This window comes from Stappia indica, assembly GCF_020177335.1.
In the GTDB taxonomy this organism is placed as follows: Bacteria; Pseudomonadota; Alphaproteobacteria; order Rhizobiales; family Stappiaceae; genus Stappia; species Stappia indica_B.
On sequence record NZ_JAIVMG010000015.1, the window covers coordinates 89722 to 111264 of the forward strand.

General features: G+C 66.4%; 22 protein-coding genes and 1 pseudogene. 11 read left to right on the plus strand and 12 right to left on the minus strand.

The window, feature by feature from the left end; genetic code table 11:
- Positions 1-241 precede the first annotated feature (241 nt).
- Entirely contained in the window at positions 242-907 is a 666-nt protein-coding gene (locus LC062_RS18255) for a YggS family pyridoxal phosphate-dependent enzyme (protein ID WP_224912458.1), read from the plus strand.
- A gap of 18 nt (positions 908-925) precedes the next feature.
- On the opposite strand, the gene LC062_RS18260 is transcribed toward LC062_RS18255, so the two are convergent.
- Positions 926-2368, minus strand: a complete 1443-nt coding sequence (locus tag LC062_RS18260) for a TrkH family potassium uptake protein (protein ID WP_224912459.1) — start codon at positions 2366-2368, stop codon at positions 926-928.
- Between the two features lie 468 nt (positions 2369-2836).
- Here LC062_RS18260 and ffh point away from each other — a divergent pair, with 468 nt between their 5' ends.
- The 4 genes from ffh to rimM all read left to right on the plus strand — a co-directional run bounded on the left by ffh (position 2837) and on the right by rimM (position 5737).
- The gene (gene ffh / locus LC062_RS18265; protein ID WP_224912460.1) at positions 2837-4381 is read left to right on the plus strand and encodes a signal recognition particle protein; all 1545 of its coding nucleotides are present in this window, start codon (positions 2837-2839) and stop codon (positions 4379-4381) included.
- Positions 4378-4695 carry a chorismate mutase gene (locus tag LC062_RS18270; RefSeq protein WP_224912461.1) on the plus strand — a complete coding sequence of 106 codons (318 nt, stop codon included), beginning with the start codon at positions 4378-4380 and terminating at the stop codon, positions 4693-4695. The genes ffh and LC062_RS18270 overlap by 4 nt, the downstream gene beginning before the upstream one ends.
- Before the next feature lie 33 nt (positions 4696-4728).
- Positions 4729-5106 (plus strand): 30S ribosomal protein S16, encoded by a 378-nt coding sequence (gene rpsP / locus LC062_RS18275; RefSeq protein ID WP_224912462.1) that lies wholly within the window; start codon positions 4729-4731, stop codon positions 5104-5106.
- Between the two features lie 67 nt (positions 5107-5173).
- Positions 5174-5737: a ribosome maturation factor RimM gene (rimM, locus tag LC062_RS18280; RefSeq protein WP_224912463.1), complete on the plus strand. Its 564-nt coding sequence runs from the start codon at positions 5174-5176 to the stop codon at positions 5735-5737.
- Here the strand turns inward: rimM and LC062_RS18285 are convergent.
- Positions 5677-6180, minus strand: a complete 504-nt coding sequence (locus LC062_RS18285) for a VanZ family protein (protein ID WP_224912464.1) — start codon at positions 6178-6180, stop codon at positions 5677-5679. The genes rimM and LC062_RS18285 overlap by 61 nt on opposite strands.
- Positions 6181-6304: 124 nt before the next feature.
- Here LC062_RS18285 and trmD point away from each other — a divergent pair, with 124 nt between their 5' ends.
- Complete coding sequence (gene trmD, locus LC062_RS18290; protein ID WP_224912465.1) at positions 6305-7039, plus strand: tRNA (guanosine(37)-N1)-methyltransferase TrmD; 735 nt, start codon at positions 6305-6307, stop codon at positions 7037-7039.
- 208 nt (positions 7040-7247) lie between these two features.
- Positions 7248-7712: a 50S ribosomal protein L19 gene (rplS, locus tag LC062_RS18295; protein ID WP_224912466.1), complete on the plus strand. Its 465-nt coding sequence runs from the start codon at positions 7248-7250 to the stop codon at positions 7710-7712.
- A 156-nt stretch (positions 7713-7868) separates the two neighbouring features.
- Here the strand turns inward: rplS and LC062_RS18300 are convergent, their stop codons facing one another.
- Both LC062_RS18300 and ftsE read right to left on the minus strand, forming a co-directional pair.
- Positions 7869-8828 (minus strand): cell division protein FtsX, encoded by a 960-nt coding sequence (locus LC062_RS18300; protein ID WP_318246115.1) that lies wholly within the window; start codon positions 8826-8828, stop codon positions 7869-7871.
- A gap of 100 nt (positions 8829-8928) precedes the next feature.
- On the minus strand, positions 8929-9588 hold the full coding sequence (ftsE, locus tag LC062_RS18305; protein WP_224912467.1) for a cell division ATP-binding protein FtsE: 660 nt from the start codon (positions 9586-9588) through the stop codon (positions 8929-8931).
- Between the two features lie 280 nt (positions 9589-9868).
- Here ftsE and LC062_RS18310 point away from each other — a divergent pair, with 280 nt between their 5' ends.
- The 3 genes from LC062_RS18310 to LC062_RS18320 are packed head-to-tail and all read left to right on the plus strand — an operon-like array spanning position 9869 to position 11806.
- Positions 9869-10837, plus strand: a complete 969-nt coding sequence (locus LC062_RS18310) for an MJ0042-type zinc finger domain-containing protein (RefSeq protein WP_224912468.1) — start codon at positions 9869-9871, stop codon at positions 10835-10837.
- A complete protein-coding gene (gene hpt / locus LC062_RS18315; protein ID WP_224912480.1) occupies positions 10837-11406 on the plus strand; it encodes a hypoxanthine phosphoribosyltransferase in 570 nt (189 codons plus the stop codon). The genes LC062_RS18310 and hpt overlap by 1 nt, the downstream gene beginning before the upstream one ends.
- A gap of 1 nt (position 11407) precedes the next feature.
- On the plus strand, positions 11408-11806 hold the full coding sequence (locus LC062_RS18320) for a response regulator (RefSeq protein WP_224912469.1): 399 nt from the start codon (positions 11408-11410) through the stop codon (positions 11804-11806).
- Positions 11807-11865: 59 nt separating this feature from the next.
- Here LC062_RS18320 and LC062_RS18325 read toward each other — a convergent pair whose 3' ends face one another.
- The 4 genes from LC062_RS18325 to argH all read right to left on the minus strand — a co-directional run bounded on the left by LC062_RS18325 (position 11866) and on the right by argH (position 17602).
- Entirely contained in the window at positions 11866-14412 is a 2547-nt protein-coding gene (locus LC062_RS18325) for a TIGR02302 family protein (protein WP_404829746.1), read from the minus strand.
- Between the two features lie 124 nt (positions 14413-14536).
- A complete protein-coding gene (gene lysA, locus LC062_RS18330; RefSeq protein ID WP_224912471.1) occupies positions 14537-15811 on the minus strand; it encodes a diaminopimelate decarboxylase in 1275 nt (424 codons plus the stop codon).
- Positions 15812-15892: 81 nt separating this feature from the next.
- Positions 15893-16114, minus strand: coding sequence for a lipoprotein (locus LC062_RS18335; protein WP_224912472.1), 222 nt, complete (start codon positions 16112-16114; stop codon positions 15893-15895).
- A gap of 90 nt (positions 16115-16204) precedes the next feature.
- Positions 16205-17602 (minus strand): argininosuccinate lyase, encoded by a 1398-nt coding sequence (gene argH, locus LC062_RS18340; RefSeq protein WP_224912473.1) that lies wholly within the window; start codon positions 17600-17602, stop codon positions 16205-16207.
- A gap of 41 nt (positions 17603-17643) precedes the next feature.
- Between argH and tlpA the strand changes: the two genes are divergently transcribed.
- Complete coding sequence (gene tlpA / locus LC062_RS18345; RefSeq protein WP_224912474.1) at positions 17644-18306, plus strand: thiol:disulfide interchange protein TlpA; 663 nt, start codon at positions 17644-17646, stop codon at positions 18304-18306.
- A gap of 29 nt (positions 18307-18335) precedes the next feature.
- On the opposite strand, the gene LC062_RS18350 is transcribed toward tlpA, so the two are convergent.
- From LC062_RS18350 to LC062_RS18365, 4 genes and pseudogenes are all read right to left on the minus strand, one after another.
- Positions 18336-18536: a hypothetical protein gene (locus LC062_RS18350; RefSeq protein ID WP_181759770.1), complete on the minus strand. Its 201-nt coding sequence runs from the start codon at positions 18534-18536 to the stop codon at positions 18336-18338.
- A gap of 73 nt (positions 18537-18609) precedes the next feature.
- The gene (locus LC062_RS18355; protein WP_224912475.1) at positions 18610-20103 is read right to left on the minus strand and encodes a class I adenylate-forming enzyme family protein; all 1494 of its coding nucleotides are present in this window, start codon (positions 20101-20103) and stop codon (positions 18610-18612) included.
- A gap of 68 nt (positions 20104-20171) precedes the next feature.
- Positions 20172-21053, minus strand: coding sequence for a 3-hydroxybutyryl-CoA dehydrogenase (locus LC062_RS18360; protein WP_224912476.1), 882 nt, complete (start codon positions 21051-21053; stop codon positions 20172-20174).
- A gap of 331 nt (positions 21054-21384) precedes the next feature.
- Positions 21385-21543 (minus strand): annotated as a pseudogene (locus LC062_RS18365) (electron transfer flavoprotein subunit alpha/FixB family protein); the annotation flags it as partial.

Sequence of the window (21543 nt, forward strand, 5' to 3'; positions counted from 1 at the left end):
GCTTCGCTCGTTTTCCGTGAATGGGGTCGCGTGGCGCGACTGTCACCAGATATCGCGCCCGTGGTCAACCGGCAACAGCTTCCGCGCCCGCGATCGTTTGAAACCGCCGGGGTTGCAATCCGCCGCCAATCGCCGCATCACCGCCAGACAGTCGACCGTTTGCCCGTAGGCTGGCCGCCCGCCACCATCGGACAGACGTTCAACCGGATCAAGCACCGCCGCAAAGCACAGGGACCGTTCCATGTCAGAAAGTGCCGCCTCCCGCCTCCTCGCCGTCCGCGAGGACATCGCCCAGGCCGAACGTGAAACCGGCCGTGCGGAGGGATCCGTTCAGTTGATCGCCGTCTCCAAGACCTTCGGCGCCGAGGAGATCCGCCCGGTGATCGAAGCCGGCCAGCGGGTGTTCGGCGAAAACCGGGTGCAGGAGAGCCAACAGAAATGGCCCGGCCTGCGCCAGGAGTATTCCGACCTTGAACTGCACCTGATCGGCCCACTGCAATCCAACAAGGCGCGCGAGGCGGTCGCCCTGTTCGATGTCATCCACACGGTCGACCGGGAAAAGATCGCCCGCGCGCTGAAGGCGGAAATGGACCGGCAGGACCGCCCCCTGCCCTGTTTCATCCAGATCAACACCGGAGAGGAGCCGCAAAAGGCCGGCATCGCTCCCGGGGAGGCCGATGCCTTCATCGCCCTGTGCCGCAACGAGATCGGGCTCGATGTCATCGGCCTGATGTGCATCCCGCCGGCCGACGAAGCGCCGGGGCCGCATTTCGCATTGCTGCAGAAGATCGCCGGGCGCAACGGTCTTGAGCGGCTGTCCATGGGCATGTCCGGCGACTATCCGATTGCCGTCGGCTTCGGCGCGACCCATGTGCGGGTCGGCTCGGCGATCTTCGGCGCCCGCTAGATCGTCGAGTGCGGCAGATCAGCGCTCGGTCCAGAAATCCGGCGTCAGGATGATGATGCCGGAGATGATTTCCAGCCGGCCCAGGATCATCTGCAACGTCAGCATCCATTTGACCGGATCGGGCAGGCTCTGGAACGTGCCCGACGGTCCGATGATCGCCCCCACCCCCGGGCCGACATTGGCCAGCGCCGTGATCGAGGCGCTGAGCGCGGTCTCCAGATCGAGCCCGAAGCCGGCATAAATCAGCGCGAAGATCGCGAAAGTGCCCGCATAGAGCAGGCCGAAGATCAGCACACCCTCGCGCACGCCGACGCTCAGCGGCTTGCCGGCGAACTGCGGCTCGGCGATCCGGTGCGGGCGCAGCATGCCCTTGACCATGGCCCGGATCAGATTGAGCAGAACCAGGATGCGGAAGGACTTGAACCCGCCCGAGGTTGAGCCAGCACAGCCGCCGACGAAGGTCAGCAGGAAGAACAGCACCGTGGCGAAGCTGCCCCATTGCAGGTAATCCGTCGCCGCGTAGCCGGTGGTGGTCATCACCGAGACCACATGGAAGACCGACAGGGTCAGTTCGCGGAACGGTGTCGCCGTCGCACCCAGGTGCAGCACGGTAAACGCGGCAAGGCTGGCCGCCCCGGCCAGCCCCAGGAAGAACAGTACCTGTTGGTTCTCGCGAAAATCGCGATGCTCCACCGCCCGGATCATGAACAGGAACGGCAGTCCGGAAAACACCATGAAGACAATGGCGATCCACTGGATCGCGACGCTGTCGAACTGACCCATCGACTGGTCGGAGGTGGAAAAGCCACCCGAGGACACGGTGGTGAGCGCGTGATTGACCGCCTGGAACCACGTCATCCCCGCGAAGCGGTAAAGCAACAGGCACGACAGGGTCAGCCCGAAATAGAGCAGCAACAGGCGCACCAGGAAAGGCTCGAACCGGCCATAGGGCTTGGCGGACATTTCCGAGGATTCGATGGCGAAGAGCTGGGACCCACCGACCCTCAGCCCCGGCAACAGCCAGATGCCGAGAAGGACGATGCCGATGCCGCCGATCCATTGCAGCAACGAACGCCACAGCAGAATGCCCGGCGGCAGGTGATCGAGCCCGGTCAGCACCGTCGCCCCGGTGGTGGTCAGGCCGGAGGCCGCCTCGAACACCGCATCGGTCGCGGAAATGTCGAGGCCGCTGAGATAGAGCGGCATCGCCCCGGCAAGGCTGAAGGTCAGCCAGGCGGCGTTGACGAAGATCAGCGTCTCGCGAATGCTGAACCGGGTTCCCCGACGCAGGAAGGCCGCCGTGGCCACGCCGCCGGTACAGCCCACCACAAGGGCGGAAACGGTAAAGACAATCCAATCGGGATTGCCGACCATCAGATCCGCCCCCGCTGGAATGAGCATGAAGGCGGCAATCAGGATCATCAGGCGGCCGATTGGCAGCGCGACGGCTCTGTAGTCCATAAATCCGGCACCCTGATCCCCGGCGGGACAGCCGCGCGGGAGGAACGGCGACCCTGCCGGGCGTAATGTGGAGCCGGGACGCTGGCGGCGACCCGACAACCACCGGCGGCCCCCTTCCGGAGACGGCAACCGGTGACGGTTCGCACATCTGCGCCTTTTTTCGGCCAGGTTCAACCGTCAAGCGCCGAACGAGCGACCAAATCGGCGCTCACTGGAAGGAAGAGGGGCGGTTTTCCTTGACTCCGGTAGAGGTTTTCGCCTATCTCCGCGACACTCATACGAGTGACGACAGTTCGATCCGCCGACCGGGACCCGAAAAGGTCTAAAGAGATCCCGGAGGTTCCCACCCGACAGCGCGATGCGCCCTCGGGTGACGTTCCGCTTTGCGAGTTGCGCCGTCCGATCCCGCAAACGCTGATGGGCCGTCCGCGAGGACACCCGGCGGCCAACCCGAAAGGACACCCAGGCATGTTCGAAAGTCTGTCCGATCGCCTCGGCGGCATTCTCGACAAGCTGACCCGACGCGGCGCGCTGACCGACGCCGACGTGTCGGAAGCCTTGCGGGAAGTGCGGCGGGCCCTGATCGAGGCCGACGTCGCCCTGCCAGTGGTCAAGTCCTTCACCGACAAGGTGCGCCAGCGCGCCATCGGCCACGAGGTGGTCAAGTCGGTCACGCCGGGCCAGCAGGTCGTCAAGATCGTCCATGACCAGCTCGTGGAGATGCTCGGCTCCGACGCCGAGCCGATCGACCTCAATGCCCCGGCGCCCCTCGCCATCATGATGGTCGGCCTGCAGGGCTCAGGCAAGACCACCTCCACCGCCAAGATCGCGCTGCGGCTGACCCGCCAGGAAAAGCGCAAGGTGCTGATGGCCTCGCTCGACACCCGCCGCCCGGCGGCGCAGGAGCAGCTCAAGGTTCTTGGCGAACAGACCGGCATCGACACCCTGCCCATCGTCGCCGGCCAGACACCGGTGCAGATCGCCGGACGGGCGATGACCGCCGCCCGGCTCGGCGGCTACGACGTGGTGATGCTCGACACCGCCGGCCGCACCCATATCGATGAAGCGCTGATGGCCGAGATGGCGGAGATCAAGTCCTCCGCCGATCCGCACGAGATCCTGCTGGTGGCCGATTCGCTCACCGGTCAGGATGCGGTCAATCTCGCCACCTCCTTCGATGAGCGGGTGGGCATCACCGGCATCGTGCTGACCCGGATGGATGGCGACGGGCGCGGCGGCGCCGCCCTGTCCATGCGCGCGGTCACCGGCAAGCCGGTCAAGCTGATCGGCACCGGCGAGAAGTCCGACGCGCTGGAGGACTTCCACCCCTCGCGGATCGCCGACCGCATTCTTGGCATGGGCGATATCGTCTCGCTGGTGGAAAAGGCCGCCCGCGAGATCGACCAGGAAAAGTCGGCCAAGATGGCCGCCCGGATGCAAAAGGGCGTCTTCGACCTGGAAGACCTCGCCGAGCAGCTCAAGCAGATGGAAAAGCTGGGCGGCATGTCGGGCATCATGGGGATGATGCCCGGTGTCGGCAAGATCAAGAAGCAGATGGAAGGCGCCAACATCGATGACCGGATGATCAAGCGCCAGGTGGCGATCATCCAGTCGATGACCCCGCAGGAGCGGCGCAAGCCCGACCTTCTCAAGGCAAGCCGCAAGAAGCGGATCGCCGCCGGCTCCGGCGTCGATGTCGCCGACGTCAACAAGCTTCTGAAGATGCATCGGCAGATGGCCGACATGATGAAGAAGATGGGCAAGGGCAAGGGTCTGCTCGGCAAGATGATGGGCGGCATGGGCATGCCGGCCGGCGGCATGCCGGAGATGGACCCGAAGGAGCTGGAGAAGCTGGCCAAGTCCGGCAAGCTTCCCGGCGGCGGCTTGCCTGGCGGTCTTCCGGGCGGATTGCCCGGAGGCATGGGCGGGCTTGGCGGCCTTCCCGGGCTTGGCGGGGCGAAGATGCCCGGCCTTGGCGGCCTTCCGGGCCTGGGACGGGGGAAGAAGAAATGAGCGACAGCGCGGAACATCTGCTCGGCGCCGAGGCCGCGCCGCTGGAAGAGTTGCAGCGCCTGCGCGGGTCGATCGACAACATCGACGCGGCGCTCGTGCATCTTCTCGCCGAACGTTTCAAATGCACGCAGAAAGTTGGCGTGCTGAAAGCCAAACATGATCTTCCGCCCGCCGATCCGGCGCGCGAGGAACGGCAGATCGCGCGCCTGCGCGCCCTCGCCAGGGATGCGAATCTCGATCCCGATTTCGCCGAGAAATTCCTGAACTTCATCGTTCGGGAAGTGATCCGGCACCACGAAGCCATTCGCCGCTGAGCGGCGACAACGACCCCTACAGGAGAAACCTCAATGGCTCTGAAAATCCGTCTCGCCCGTGGTGGCGCCAAGAAGCGCCCCTACTACCGTATCGTCATCGCCGATGTGCGCTCGCCGCGCGACGGCCGCTTCATCGAGAAGGTCGGCAGCTACAACCCGATGCTGCCGAAGGAGCACGCCGAGCGCATCGTCCTCAACCAGGAGCGGATCCAGTATTGGATCGGCCATGGCGCCAAGCCGACCGACCGTGTTCTGCGCTTCCTCGACGCCGCCGGCATGCTGAAGCGCGACGCGCGCAACAACCCGCAGAAGGGTGAGCCGGGCCAGAAGGCCAAGGAGCGCGCCGAGGCAAAGCAGCAGGCCGCTGAGGACGCAGCCGCTGCCGCCGCCGAGGAAACGGCGGCCGAGTGAGCCAGCTTGACGTGCGATACGCCGCGCATGACGCTGCGATCGTGACCGGTCGGGCGGGAGCCTTGCAATGAGCGCCCCCGCCGACCGCATCATGATCGCCCGCATCGGCGCGCCGCATGGCGTTCGCGGGGAAGTGCGGGTCAAGCCCTATGGCGACGACCCGCTTTCCTTTGCCGACTACGGCCTGCTGGAGACGCGGGACGGGTCGCGCCGTCTTGAGGTGGTCAGCGCTCGGGTGCAAAAAACCGTGGTCGTCACCCGCTTCAAGGGGGTCGATGACCGCAACGCCGCCGAAGCGCTTAACGGCGAGGACCTGTTCGTTGCCCGTGATGCGCTGCCGGAGCTGGACGAGGATGACACCTTCTACCATGCCGACCTGCTCGGATTGACTGCGGTCGATGCCGACGGCGCGGTGCTTGGCACGGTGATCGCCCTGCCCGATTTCGGTGCCGGCACGCTGGTGGAAATCAAGCCGGAGGCGGCGGCGTCCTACTTCGTCCCCTTCACCCAGGCCTGTGTCCCCGACATCGACCTCGACGCCGGGCGGATCACCATCGTTCCCCCGCCGGCCTACGAGGACGAGGACGGAGAGACGGACGAGGACGAGACAAGCACCCCGGCGGCGGACTGAACCGGCGCCGGTACACCTTCCGAAGCGACAGCTTCTTCCTCGGCGATCCGCGTCTCCGCGCGCACCAGCATGATCGCCGCGACCACGATGGCGACGCCAACCGAATTGGCGGCGACATCGAGCAGGGAGGCATGGTGATGCGGCGTCAGCGCCTGCACCCCTTCGCCGGCAAGACCGGCGAGCATCGCCACCCCCGCCGAAATCCGCAAGCGACAGCAGAAGAGCGCGTGGATCGCCAGCGTCAGCAGGCCGAAGAACACCAGATGCTGGAGCTTGTCATAAGGGTGGTCGATACCGGTGTTGAACACCAGCCCCACAGTCACCCCGTAGACAAGCAGCACCGCCATCGGCAAAACACGACTCGGCGACAGATCGAGATAGTCCCGGTCGACATAGCGCCGGATCCAGCGGGGATAGGCTATGCTGATATGAGGCAAGGACATGGACAAGGCTCCAACGGCAGGCTCCCAGCCTACGTCGGCACCTGTTAATCAAACGTGTCACCGCCCGCCTGCCGGCGGGATCGCCGGGTCCCGGACCCCGGCGCAGTTTTCTCGAAAGACAGACATGACCTTCAAGGCTTCGATCCTCACCCTTTACCCGGACATGTTTCCCGGTCCGCTCGGCGCCAGCCTCGCCGGCCGGGCGCTGGAGCGGGGCGACTGGGAGCTGGAGGCCCGACAGATCCGCGACCACGCCACCGACCGTCACCGCTCGGTCGATGATACCCCGGCCGGCGGCGGCGCCGGCATGGTGCTGCGCGCGGACGTCCTGGCCCGGGCGATCGATGCGGCAAGCCCGCCGGAGGATCCCCGCCCGCGCCTCTTGATGAGCCCGCGCGGCCGCCCCTTGACCCAGTCGCTGGTGCGCGACATCGGCGCCGGCCCGGGTGTGGTCATCGTCTGCGGCCGCTTCGAGGGCGTCGATGAGCGCGTCATCACCGGCCGGGGCCTTACCGAGGTCTCGATTGGCGACTACATTCTCTCCGGCGGTGAAATCGCCGCCATGGTGTTGCTCGATGCGGTGGTGCGGCTGATCCCCGGGGTCATGGGCAATGCCGAGAGCGGCGCCCTGGAGAGCTTCGAGACCGGCCTGTTGGAGCATCCCCACTACACCCGCCCGCGCAGCTTCGAGGGGCAGGACATTCCCCCGATCCTCGCCTCTGGCGATCACGCGCGGATCGACGCCTGGCGGCGCGAAGAGGCCGAACGGCTGACCCGGGAACGCCGCCCGGACCTGTGGCAGGCCCATGCCCGCACGCAGGCACCCATCCCCAGCCCCGGAAAGGCAGAAAACAGATGACAAACGCTGCGGGCTGCGGTATCACCCGCGCCACACGGGTTCCGCAATGCGGTGCCGCGTGCGATCCTTGGTGGTCGCAACGCCGCGCGGAAGCCTGATCTCAATTCCCGGGCGGACCGCCCGGTCTGGCCAAAACTACGGTGAATTCGTCCCGGCGGCTCGATCGTTTGCGGACGCTCTGACCGAGCGAACATCCAAAGGTAGTGCCATGAACATCATCGAGCAGCTCAACGCCGAGGAAATGGCGAAGATCGAAGCCGCCCGCAAGCTCCCGGAGTTTTCCGCAGGCGACACGATCCGCGTCAACGTCAAGGTCACGGAAGGCAACCGCACCCGTGTCCAGGCCTATGAAGGCGTGTGCATCGCCCGGTCCGGCGGCGGCATCAACGAGAGCTTTACCGTCCGCAAGATCTCCTACGGCGAAGGCGTGGAGCGTGTGTTCCCGATCTTCTCGCCGATGATCGAAGGCGTCGAGGTGGTTCGTCGCGGTAAGGTGCGCCGCGCCAAGCTCTACTACCTGCGCGGCCGTCGCGGTAAGTCCGCCCGTATCGTCGAGGCGACCAACACCCGCGCGCGCAAGCTCAACGACGCTGCCAAGGCCGAACTGGCCAGCGCCAAGGCGGCCAAGGACGCCGAGCGCAAGGCAGCTGCTGCGGAAGCTGCCGCCGAATAATCGGCGCGCCCGCGCTGTTGCAGCGCCATAAAAACGGAAAAAGCGACCTTCGGGTCGCTTTTTTTGTGCCTTGCCTCCGGAAGAAGGGCTCGGGCCTCGGAGAGGCAGGCCGCGCGGACGGCAGGGGCGCCGCCCGCCTCACGCTGCAAGGACGGCTCAGTCGATCCGGCGCAGATGCGCGTGCACCGCGACCCGCGAGGTTGCCGCCGTCAGCACGGTCACCAGGAAGATCACCGCCAGAACGCCGAGATAGCCGGCGAGACCGACCGAGACCCCGCCGAACAGCACCACCGCCTGCTCCATGCCGGCAAGGCCGGTGTTGCCATCGGCAAGCACGCCGAGAACAAGGAACACGGCGCAGGCGGCCAGACCGCCGGCGAGACCGCCCTTCAGGCCGAGCAGCAGGAAGTGGCGCTGAAACTCCCGCGCCACAAAGCCATCCTCGGCGCCGACGAAATGCAGCACCTCGACCACATCCCGGTTGCCGGCCATCGCCGCCCGGGTCGCGAACACCACCGACAGCACCATCGAGCCGAGCACCAGCGCCAGGATCGCCACCCCGCCGAACACCACCGCATTGGCCATCGCCGCCAACCGGTCGGTCCAAAGGGAATGGTCATCCAGGCTGGCGCCATTGACCTGTTCGACCACGGCCTGGCGCAGGCCGGCAAGATCGAGGATCGCCGCATCGGCAATGTTCACCTGGATCAGGCGCGGCACCGGCAGGCTTTCCAGGTCGAGCCCGGCCCCAAGCCAGGGCTGTAACAGAGCCTTGGTTTCCTCATCGGACAGGGCGCGCACCGCACCCACCCCGGGAAACTCCCGCGCCACCGCAATCGCCTTTTCGATCTCGCGAAGCATGTCGACCCCGTCCGCCGGGCGGATCTGGATCGTCACCTCGCGCACCAGATCGTTCGACCAGGCATTGGCCGCCTCGTGGATGATGGTCACCGCGCCCACCGTCAGGCAGGCGAGAAAGCTCATGATCGCCACCACCAGCGTCAATGCCCGGCCCGCGACCGCCTGGGAGGGAACGATCGGCGCGGAGGGGCGCAGCTCGCCCCGGGCACCGGGCCGCGCCATCCGGCGCTTGAGGCTGGAGCGCAGCTTCTCCACCCCGGACGGACCGCTTCGCTTTGCCGGTCTCGCCGGCTTCCCCGGGCGGGGTGGCATCCGATGCGGCGCGGCTCCCCCAGGGGCTTTCTTCGCGGGTGTATCAGTCATGGATCACAAGCCGTCCTTCGCCCAGTTCCATCCTGCGCGCATCGACCTGCTCCATCAACGCCAGATCGTGGGTGGCGATCACCACCGAGGTTCCAAGCCGGTTCAGTTCGATGAAGAGGCGCAAGAGCCGGCGGGCGAGCGGCGGATCGACGTTGCCGGTCGGCTCATCCGCCAGCAGCAGTTCCGGCCGGGTGATCAGCGCCCGGGCGATGGCCGCTCGCTGCTTTTCTCCGCCCGAAAGCACCGGCGGCAGCACGTGCATCCGCTCGCCCAGCCCGACCCATTTGAGCAGCTCCACCACATCGGAGCGGTACTGGCTCTCCTCCTGCCCCACCACCCGCAGTGGCAGGGCGACATTTTCATAGGTCGTCAGATGATCGAGCAGACGGAAATCCTGAAAGACGATGCCGATCCGCCGGCGCAGGGCCGGGATCTGGCTTTTCTTCAGCGCTGACGTGTCCTTGCCAAACGCCTTGATCAACCCCCGGGTCGGCGTCAGCGACAGGAACAACAGCCGCATCAGGCTCGTCTTGCCGGCGCCGGACGGGCCGGTCAGGAACTGGAACGACTGCGGCTTGATCTCGAAGGACAGATCGCGCAACACCTCCGGCCCCATACCGTAGCGTAGCCCGACATTTTCGAAACGGATCACGGAATACCCTCTCCTGCACGCGCGCCCGCAGCCTACCCGCATGCCTTTAACGCTTCATTAACGATATACGGGCGTCATGGGCAACCGGCAGCTTTCGACCATCGCGCGCCCGTGCAAGGTCGGAGGCCGGGCGTATGCGGCCAGCGGATCAGGCTGGTTCGGGGGCGACGACTGGCCGAAACGCCTGTGGGATAGCCAGCGGACTGCGCGACCGGGCGGCATATGGCGGCCTTGAGCGAGAAGGTGACAGGTTTGTGGATATGACGAGGTTTCGTCCACAATGAAAATCACATGCCCGGACTGCGGCACCTCCTATGAGGTGACCGCCGAAGCATTGGGATCGGCCGGCCGCAGCGTGAAATGCACCCGCTGCGGCTCCCGTTGGCATGCCGATCCGACGCCTGCGGCCGAAACCGATGCGCATGAGGAAACCGACTGGCCGTCGGAGCTGTCCTCGCAAGAGGCCATCGGCCCGGACCAGACCGCCGCCACCGCACAGGAAGACAGCCCTTCCGGGGAGAGCGACAGCTCTTTCGACCCTGAGCCCAAGACCGCATCCGACCAGGCGCCTCCCGCCGACATGGATGACGCGTTCAGCCGGCTGGCGGACAGCACCGCGCTCGACGCATTGGACACGTTCGACAGCGTCCCTCAAGACAGCGGCAAGGATGAAGAGACGCCTGCGGCGCCGGTGGATATCGAAACCCTGGCCCGCAAGCCCAAGATCAACGTGAAGCCCAGGAAGCGCCGGTCGCCCGTTGCCGCCCTTGCCGGTGCCCTGGGCCGGCGGCTGCGCCAGATCAAGCCCCGCCGGGTGCTCGGTGCGGGCCTCTTCGCCGGAGCACTGGCGCTCTGCGCCCTGTTTATCGCCTTCCGCACGCCGATTGTCGCGCGCATGCCCGATCTTGCCGGGCTGTTCGCCCTTGCCGGTTTCGAGGTCAATCTGCGCGGATTGGAATTCCGCGACCTCAGAACCTTCCGCGAATTGGAAAAAGGAACCATTGTGCTGGTGGTGGAAGGCACCATCGAGAACATTACTCAGGAGTCCTCCCGGGTACCGGCGCTGCGGTTTGCCTTGCGCAGCGAGGACGCACAGGAGATCTATGCCTGGGTGGTCGAACCCAGGCTTCAGCGCCTCGACCCGGGGGCTACCACACGTTTCCGCACCCGCTTGTCAGCCCCCCCGGAACTGGCTGCGGACATTCAGGTTCGTTTTGTCGAACGCAAACAGAAACAGGCGAAATCATGATGGGGCGCAAGCCTGACATTCACACCCTTTACGACGAGACCGAAATCGCCAGCCGGGTCGAGGATCTGGCGCGGCATATTGCCGCCGACGTCCCGTCCGGGCTGTTGGTCATCGCCGTTCTGAAGGGCAGCTTCATGTTCGCCGCCGATCTGGTGCGGGCGTTGCACAGGATCGGTCTTGAACCGGAGATGGAGTTCATCCATCTCTCAAGCTATGGCGCCGGAACGGAATCCTCGGGCGATATCAAGGTCCTGCGCGATGTCGAAAGCGACGTGGCGGGGCGGGACATCGTTCTGGTGGACGACATTCTGGAAAGCGGGCGCACACTTGCCTTCGCCAAGGAGCGGCTCAGCCGGCGCGGGGCCGGGTCGGTCCGCATCGCCGCGCTGCTCGACAAGCCGATGCGCCGCAAAACCGCCATTTCTGCGGATTACGTGGGCTTTACCTGTCCCGACAAATTCGTCGTCGGCTATGGAATGGACATGGGCCACAAATGGCGCCAACTCCCCTTCATCGGCTACGTGGTTCAGGACACCGAAGGGCAGGCGGAAGAGCAAACGGGAGAGTGACATGAGCCACATCCTACTCGCCGAGGACGACGAAGCGGTCCGCAGCTTCGTCACGCGCGCGCTTGAGCTGGACGGCCATACGGTCATCGCCGAGGAGGACGGCGCCGCCGCCGCCGCCAGCCTCGCCCGGGCGGACGGGGCGTTCGATCTCATCCTGTCGGACATCAAGATGCCGGTGATGGATGGCATCGCCTTCGCGCTGGTGGCTGGCCGCGACTATCCCGACGTGCCGATCCTGCTGATGACCGGCTTCGCCGATCAGCGCGAACGGGCCAGCGGCCTTGACGCCCTGGTCCACGATGTGGTGGTGAAACCCTTCTCGCTCGCCGAGATCCGCCGCGCCGTTCATGATGCGGTGCATGGGATCGTCCGCGAGGACGAGCGGCGTCTCTACGCCTGACGCGGGCGGCTCTCTCGTCCGCGTCCCTCGAACCACCGGCGAAGACCTGCGCCGCCCGCTCAGTAGCGCCGCAGCAACCGCTCCAGATAATCCAGCTCCAGCGTCGGCCGCCCCGGATCGGAGAACCGCCGGCGCAACTCCTCCAGGATCCGACGCGCCCGCTGCACGTCGATCTCATCCGGCACCCGCACCTGACCGCCAAAATCCGGCCCCTCGGATCGCCGAGGCCGGCCCAGCGGATCCTCATCGCGCGGGCCGCTCTGACGGGCCATGCCCGGTCCGCTCTGCCCCTGACCGAACATCTGCTCGGCGAGCCCTTGCGCCCCGCGCCGCAACGCATCGAGCGCATTGCCCTGCTGCCCGAGCGCGCTGCCTGAATCCCCCTCGCCGAGACTGTCGCGCGCCTTGCCCATCTCCTTGCCGGCCCGGCCCAGTTCATCGTTTTGCGGGATGCCGTTCTCGCCCATCTGGTCCAGAAGCTGCTGCAACCGGTCGCTCAAGTCCCCCTGCCCCTGCTGCAACCGGCGCAGCGCCTCGGCCATCTGCTCCGGGGTCATCTGCCCTTGTTCGCCGTCCCGGCCCCGTTGTCCCTGCTGCGGATCGCCATCCGGATTGCCCTGGTCGAACCGGTGGGTCTGGTCCATCAGCTCCTGTTGCCGCTGGATCATCTGGCCGAGCTCGTTGAGCGCCTCCATCATCTCCTGGCTCATGCCGCCGGGCATCTGTTGCGGCCGGCCGGTCTGAAGGTTCTCCAGCATCCGCTGCATCTCGGCCAACAACTCGCGGGCCGCATCGCGCGAGCCGGTGCGCGCCAGTTCCTCGATCCGGGAGAGCATCTCCTCAAGATCCTGCGGCCGCATTGACCGCATGTTCGGATCCATCGGCTGCATCGCCTGCGGGTTCTGGCGCATCTGCTCGGCCAGCGCCTGAAGATAGGTGTCCAGCGCCTTGCGCAGCTCATCGGTGAGCCGGGCAATCTCCTCATCGGACGCCCCCTCCTCCAGCGCCTTGCGCAGCGCCTCCTGCGCATCGCGCAGGGCCTGTTCGGCGAGCGACAGGTTGCCATCCTCGATCGACAGCGCCAGCTCCCACATCAGGTCGACCGTTTCACGCAAGGCGTCATCGGTCTGCGCCTCGGCGATCCGTTGCCGCACGAAGCGCATGCCCAGATAGGTGCGCGGCCGTTCGATGAACTGGTCCGGCGCCAGCAGCAGTCCGTCGAAAGCATCGAGCACCCGCACCTGCGCGTTGGCATCAAGCGCCAGGTCCCGGCGCTGTTCGACAATCGCTCGCGCCAGCGGCTTGGCAAAGCGCCGCTGCGGCAGCGTGAAGTCATGCGGCGTCGAGCGCCCCTCCTGCCCGGCATGGTCACGCGCACCCAGCACCAGGCTGACGGGCGACCCGGCCCAGGGATGGCTCGTCAGGTCGCGGATCGTCTCGCCTGCACCGCGGCCGCTTTCGCCGCCAGGCAGCGACAGCGGGAAATGCGGCGCCTCTACCAGGGGCCGCGCCGGTGCGCCGCCATTCCGCCGGTTCGAGCGCACCGGGCTGACGTCGGCCCAGGCCTCGACGATCCCGTAGTCATCGCCCAAAAGATAGGAGAACCGGACACTGCCGCTGAACTGCTCTTCCGGATCATCCAGCAGCCGGACGGTCGGCGCTGCATCCGGCTCAACGACAATCGACCAGGCATCGATCAGCCGGTCGCCATCGCGGATCTGCAACTCGCCGGACCGCTCCAGCACGCCGCGATGGTTGCCCGGCCCCGTCCCACCGCCCGGGGCGCTATCGAACGCCGCCAGCACCTGCGGTTCGGCCCTGCCGGTCAGGAGCACGGACAGCCCCTCGATCCCTTGCGCCCGGACCGTGACCTCGCTGCCCTCCGGCACGGAAACCGGCTGACCCGGGTCGCGCAGCCGTGCGCTTGCTCCGGTCAGGAACACCGGCGCCCGCCGTGTGTGCACCGGCGGGGTGATCCAGGCATCGATCCTGAGGGCCGGCGCCGCCTGTGCCACCTCGTCGGCGACGAAGGGCGACAGCCGCCGCCAGCGCTCATCGCCTGCCACATGAAAGCCGACGATCAGAAACAGCACCGCCAGCACCCGCAGGGCGAGCGGATCGGCGCGAAACGCCTCCGGATGCGGGACCGCCGCCCGCAGGTTTTTCAGGGCTTCGGCCATCCGGGCCTGGTGCGCGGCCCATAGAACCCCGGTTTCGGCGCCGTCTCCCTGTCCGAACAGGCGATCGTCAAGCGCCGACAGGGGCCGGTGACGCAGTCCGGTGTCCAGTTCGACACGGTGGACCGCTTCCGCGCGCGAAGGCCAGCGGACGAACCGCAGCCGATAGACGGCCCGCAGCAGCAGCGCGGCAAACACAAGGAGACAGAGGATCGCCAGCCAGCGCGGCAGTAGCGCCCACAGCCCCAGCCAGGACAGGCCGACATAAAAGACAAGGAGGATCAGAATGCCCTGAAGCCGGGGCCAGGCGGCCTCCCACCAGATCGCCGCCCGTGCGGTCCAGATGGCGCGGCCCAGCCGCCGGGTATCCTTGGCGGGACCCGCGCCAGGGCGGGCGCTTTTCGGTGCGCCGTGTTCACTCACCGTCATGCCTCCGTGCCCGCCAGCCCGGCCGGACGAACGGTTATCGCAATCCGGCTTTAAGATAAGGGTGGGGCCTTTGCCCCACTTTGGCAAGCGCCGCTTCGGCAAACGCCGATGTGGTCCGCGCGGTTCAGTCCTCGGTCAGCCAGTCCGGCAACCGATCCTGACCGATCAGATCATCGTAGCTCGGCCGGGGCCGCACCACGCTGTAGCGGTCGCCATTGACCAGCACTTCCGGCACCAGAAGACGGCTGTTGTAGCTGCTGGCCAGCACCGCGCCATAGGCGCCGGCGGAATGGACAACCAGCAACTCCCCGGCTTCCACAGCCGGCAGATCCCGGTCATGCGCCAGGTAATCGCCGGTCTCGCAGACCGGGCCGACCACATCGGCGCGAATGCGCGGATGATCGGCGCCCTTGACGACCACTGGCCGGACCTCGTGATAGGCATCGTAGAGCGTCGGCCGGATCAGGTCGTTCATCGCCGCATCGACGATGACGAAGGCCTTGTCCGCCCCTTCCTTCACATAGACCACCTTGGTCACGAGGATCCCGGCATTACCGGCGATCATCCGTCCCGGCTCGAAGATCACCTTGCAGTCGAGATCTTCCACGTGCCGACGCACGATCCGCGCATAGGCTTCCGGGTTGGGCGGCGGCTCGTTGTTGTCCTGATAGGGAATGCCAAGACCGCCACCGAGATCCACATGATCGATGGTGTGACCGTCGGCGCGCAACTCGCCGATCAGGGTTCCAAGGCGGGAGAAAGCGGCATCGAACGGCTCAAGCTCGACGATCTGCGAGCCGATATGCATGTCGATGCCGGTCACCTCGATCCCCGGCAGCTTGCCGGCGGCCGCATAGGCCTCGCGGGCCCGGCGCCAGGGAATGCCGAACTTGTTTTCCGATTTGCCGGTGGAAATCTTGGCATGGGTGCGCGCATCCACATCCGGATTGATGCGCAGCGACACCCGTGCGGTCTTCCCCTTTTCCGTCGCCACCCGGGAAAGCTGAAGCAGCTCCGCCTCGCTTTCCACGTTGAAGCACAAAATGCCCTCGTCCAGTCCGAGAGCCTGTTCCTCCTCCGTCTTGGCGACACCAGAAAAGAGGATCTTCTCGCCGGGCACGCCTGCGGCCCGGGCCCGGCGCAATTCGCCGCCCGAGACCACATCCATACCCGCGCCCATCCGGGCCAGCGTCGTCAGAACCGCCTGGTTCGAGTTCGCCTTCACCGCGTAGCAGACCAGCGCATCGATATTGGCAAAGGCTTCGCTGAACACCCGGTAATGCCGTTCCAGCGTGGCCGTCGAGTAGCAGTAGAACGGCGTTCCCACCGCCGCGGCGATCTCCGCGACCGGCACGTCCTCGGCATGAAGTCGGTCGTTCACATAAGAAAAGTGATGCATGAGGGAGACCCTGGATATGAGACGCTGGCGAAGGACCGCTAGCCGCCGCACGGGGAGGCGGCGGCCACCGGATCGCAAACGTCAGATGATGGCGTCGAGGATGAAGGGCGTGTCGTTGACCGGCTCATTGGCCGGCTCCTGAACCACCGGGGCGCCCATCGGGTCGGTGACGGCGGACGACCCGGCGGCGGCCGGGCTGTCGAGCGCCCCGCGCCGACCGCAACCGGCAAGGGTGCCGGCGGCCAGCAGCGCGACGAGCAACAAGACGGCGCGCGCTGGCACCGAGGCTAGACCGGACGTCATCTGTGGCAGAACTCCGCTGTGGTTCCCGCTGAACTCATTCTCGTTCCTCGCACAGGACCCGATCCCTCGCAAGCCCTCCACATGAGTGGGTCAGCCCTTCTTGGCTTCACGCTCCAACCGCTGCAACCAGCGCCGGGCCTGCTTGCGCACATTGGCAGGCGCAGTGCCGCCATAGCTGGTGCGGCTGCGCACGGACTTGTCCACGGTCAGCACGGTGAAGATATCGGCGGTGATGCGCGGTTCCACCGCCTGCATGTCCTCCAGCGGGATCCGGTGCAGGGCAACCCCGCGCTCCACCGCCAGGGCGACGATGCGTCCGGTCACGTGGTGAGCCTCGCGGAACGGAATGCCCAGCACCCGCACCAGCCAGTCGGCCAGATCCGTGGCGGTGGAATAGCCCGAACCGGCCGCCTTTTTCATCTCGCGGGTGTTGGGCACCAGATCACGCACCATGCCGGTCATCGCCGCCAGCGCCAGAGACAGGCTGGGCAGCGCGTCGAATGCCTGCTCCTTGTCTTCCTGCATGTCCTTCGAATAGGCCAGCGGCAGTCCTTTCATCATCACCAGCAGCGCGGTCAGGCCGCCGTAGATGCGGCCGGTCTTGGCCCGCACCAGCTCGGCCGCATCCGGGTTCTTCTTCTGCGGCATGATCGACGAACCGGTGGAGAACCGGTCGGACAGGGTGACGAAGCCGAACTGGGCGGAGCACCAGATGACGATTTCCTCGGCGAGCCGCGACAGATGCATCGACGCAATCGCCGCTGCCGACAGGGCTTCCAGCACGAAATCGCGGTCGGACACCGCATCGAGCGAATTGGCCGTCGGCCGATCGAAGCCGAGGCTTTCCGCCGTCATGTCCCGGTCGATCGGGAAGGAGGTGCCGGCCAGCGCCGCCGCGCCCAGCGGACATTCGTTCATCCGCGCGCGCGCATCGCGCATCCGGCCGCGATCGCGGGCGAACATCTCCACATAGGCCATCAGGTGATGGCCGAAGGTCACCGGCTGCGCCGACTGGAGGTGGGTGAAGCCCGGCATCACGTCGCCGGCATGTTCCAGCGCCCGCTCGGCCAGCGCCTGGATCAGCGCCGTCACCTGCTCATCGAGCGTATCCAGCGTGTCACGCACCCAGATGCGGAAATCCGTCGCCACCTGGTCGTTGCGCGAACGCGCGGTGTGCAGCCGCCCGGCGGTCGGGCCGATCAGCTCCGCCAACCGCGCCTCGATGTTCATGTGGATGTCTTCCAGCGCCCGGGAAAACGCGAAGGCACCGGCTTCGATTTCCGCCTGGATCGTGTCCAGACCCTTTGCAATCGTCTCCGCGTCCTCGCCGGCGACAATATTTCGCGCCGCCAACATGCGGACATGGGCCTTGGAGCCCGCTATATCCTGCTGGTAAAGCTTGCGGTCGTAGTCGATGGAGGCGTTGATCTCCTCCATGATGGCGTCGGGACCCTCGGCGAACCGGCCGCCCCACATACGATTGCTCATGAACGTGCCCTTCTGGTGCCCTTCGGACGGAAAACGGATAGATGACAAACGGACCACAGCCCCGACGAAACCGCCTTCCCGTCTTTGCCGCACTCGGCGCCGCAGTGGTGGTGGCCGGAATGACCGGGGTATACGTGATGGGCGGGGCCGATGGCAACCGGGAGGCGGCAGCAAGTTGCCCCGCCGCGCTCGATCTGGCCAGCGCCGTCGCACCGCTGGCAAGCGGCGAGGTGGCTGCCTTCCTGCCCGCCAGCAAGCCCCTGTCGGTGGCCGACCTCAGCTTCACCGACGACAGCGGCGCGACGCGGACCCTCGGCGATTTCGCCGGCCGGACGGTGCTGCTCAACCTCTGGGCCACCTGGTGTGCCCCCTGCCGCAAGGAAATGCCGGCGCTCGGCACCCTTCAGGCGGAAATGGGCAACGATGAGTTCGAAGTGGTCGCCGTCAATGTGGATCTGGGCAGCGCTGACAAGCCCAAGGCCTTCCTCGCCGATATCGGCGTCACCGACCTGGCCTTCTACGCCGACTCCTCAATGAAGATCTTCAAGGACATGCGCTCGCGCGGACGCGCACCCGGCCTGCCGGCCACCATGCTGATCGGCCGCGATGGCTGTGAGATCGGCACCTTGATGGGGCCGGCGGAATGGGCGTCGGACGATGCCAAGGCGCTGATTCGCAAGGCGCTGGAAGCGCCCGGAACGTAGCGGTCGGCGAACAGGAGCGCGGCACGGGATCAGACGCTGATATCGACCTTACCGCCGACGCCATTGGCGACCGGCGCTTTGGCCGCGGCGGCCGTAGCCTCGACGTTCTGCTCCAAAAGGGCGACAATCCCTGCCTCGGCGCTGGCGTTCATCTTCATGAACTTGGCCGCGAGTACCGTCTGCATCTGAGCCTGCTGGGCGCCCGCCATTGCGGCTGCGACATTCGACATCGAAGAGCTCCTTGAACCAAGCCCGAGCATCCGCCCGCAGGCTTAACGAAGCATTAAGATCGCCGCCAGCGCGCTACGCGGATTTCAACGCCTTGCGCCGCACCTTGCCCGAAGGCGTGCGCGGCAGGGCGGCAATGCTCCTGTAGAGCTTCGGCCGCTTGTATTCGGCCAGATGCGCCGCCGCATGTTCGGCCAGCGCCGTCTCATCGAAGCCGCTGGCCTCGCGCGGCACGATGAACGCGGTGATCAGCGACACCCCGTCGCGCAAGGAGAGATCGGTGACCGCGACCTCCAGCACCTCCGGATGGGTCTGCAGCACCTTTTCCACCTCCTGCGGCGCCACCCGGTAGCCGAAGGCATTCATCACATCGTCGTCGCGCCCACCGTACCAGACATAGCCGTCCGCATCGATCGACGCCTGGTCGCCGGTCAGGAACCAGTCGCCGCGAAACGCCGCCGCCGTGTCCTCCGGCCTGCCCCAGTAGCCGAGCATCAGCCCCGGATCGTCGCGATGGACCGCCAGAAGGCCGGTCTCGCGCGCCGGCAGCGGCTCGGTCGACGGGCTCTCCGGTGGCAAAATGGCAATGCGGCGGCCCGCCTGCGCCCGGCCCGGGCTGCCCGGACGGGTCGGCGTCCCCGGTCCGGAGGAGATATAGGTGGAGATCTCGCTCATCCCGAGCGCTTCAAAAAGCGGCCGGCCCGTGGCCTCCACCCATTCCGCATGCAGCACCGGGGCAAGTGCCTCGCCGGCGGTCAACCCGTGCCGCAGCTTCGGGAACGAGGCTTTCGTCGGTTTGCCGTATTTCAGGATCCGGCGGTAGAGGCTCGGGACGGCGGCAAACAGCGTTGCGCCGGACCGCTCGATCAGCTCCGGCCAGAGCTGCGGGTCATGCGGACCGTCATAGACGAGGCTGGTGGCGCCGCTTGCCCAAGGGTCCATCAAGCCGACGCCAAGCGTATAGGTCCAGTTGAAGGCACCGGCATGCAGCAGCCGGTCGCCGGGGCCGAGCCCGGACCAGCCCGCCACCATCGGCGCCCGTCCGCGAGCGGACCGCTGGGCGTGCAGCACCCCTTTCGGCGTGCCGCTGGTGCCCGAGGTGTAAACGAGGAAGGCCGGGGCATCGTCATCCAGCTCGGCGAAGGCCGCTGCCGGCGCGCGCTTCAGCGCCGCCAGATCCTCCGGCCGCAGAACCTGCGCCATACCCGCATCCGGCGGCAGCACCGTGTCCCCGTCATGCAGGATCAGCGCCGCACCGCTGTCGGCCAGGATCACCGCGCATTCGTCTCCGGTGAGCATCGCCGAGGTCGGCACCGGCACCAGCCCGGCGGCAATCGCCCCGAAGAACATCAGCGGAAAATCGCTGGAATGGCCGAGCCGCAACAGCACCCGCGCGCCCGGCGCAAGACCGAGCGCGCCCAGCCCGCCGGCGACTGCGAGAACCGCGTCCGTCAGCGCGCCATAGGTCCAGCATTCCAGGACCTGGCCGCCCGGGCCAAGCACCAAAAGCGCTTCGCGCTCCCGCTCCGGCGCCGCATTGGTCAGGCAGTAACGGGCAAGGTTGCTCATCGGCTATGGGTCTCGATAGGCGTCATGGCCGGAGGCAAGACCCGCCGGCCATGACGCTGGCACGTCGCTCAGCGGGTCGGAACCGGGGTTTCGCCGCGATAGTCGTAGAACCCGCGCTGGGTCTTGCGACCAAGCCAGCCGGCCTCGACGTATTTGACCAGGAGCGGACAGGGCCGGTACTTGCTGTCGGCCAGCCCTTCATAGAGCACCTGCATGATCGACAGGCAGGTGTCGAGACCGATGAAATCAGCCAGCTGCAGCGGGCCCATCGGATGGTTCGCGCCGAGCCTCATCGCCGTGTCGATCGCCTCGACCGAACCGACACCCTCGTAAAGGGTGTAGATCGCCTCGTTGATCATTGGCAGCAGGATGCGGTTGACCATGAAGGCCGGGAAATCCTCGGCCACGGCAATGGTCTTGCCGAGCTTGCGCGTGAACACCTTGGACGCCTCGAAGGTCTCGTCCTCGGTGGCGATGCCGCGCACCAGCTCCACCAGCTCCATCAGCGGAACCGGGTTCATGAAGTGAATGCCGATGAACCGCTCCGGCCGGTCGGTGGTGGCCGCAAGCCGGGTGATCGAGATCGACGAGGTGTTGGTCGCCAGGATCGCTTCCGGCTTCAACAGCGGGCAAAGCTGGGTGAAGATCTTGCGCTTGATCTGCTCGTTCTCGACGGCGGATTCAATCACCAGATCGACATCGGCGAGCTGGTCCATGCTGTCGGCCGCCGTGATGCGATCGAGCGCCGCGGTCCGGGTCTCCTCGTCGAGCTGCCCCTTGCTGACCTGGCGCGCCATGTTGCCGTTGATCGAGGCGAGGCCGGACTGGATCCGATCCTTGGAGATGTCGTTGAGCGCGACGTCAAACCCGGCGACCGCACACACATGCGCGATGCCACTGCCCATCTGGCCAGCGCCAATCACGCCGACTTTCTTGATTTCGACCACCATCACTCGTTCCGATTTCGTTGTCGCGCCAGGGTGCGCCTGAAAAATAAGAGGCGCTATTCATCGCAACTTCCCGGCCCCTCCGCAAGAACCCGAAGGCGCTTTTTCGCAATGCGGCATGGAACCGTGCCGGCTTTGCCACGCCAAAGGCAAAAAGGGCCCGCGTTGTGCGGGCCCTTTGGTGTCTTGGCAAAGCTCTTTCAGGGCGCCCTCCCGGCCCCCGAGCCGGGATCGGAGGGCCGAAAGACCAGCGTTTCCAGCCTCGCGAGACCCGACAGGCGGTTCCTCGCCGATCCCGGATCGCACTAACGCTTGCCCGGGATGACGCAGGGCGTCAGCCCTTGGCCGCCTCGACCGCCGCCTTGAACTCGGGTAGGACGTCGAACAGATCGGCGACAAGCCCGTAGTCGGCCACCTGGAAAATCGGTGCCTCCTCGTCCTTGTTGATCGCCACGATCACCTTCGAATCCTTCATGCCGGCCAGATGCTGGAT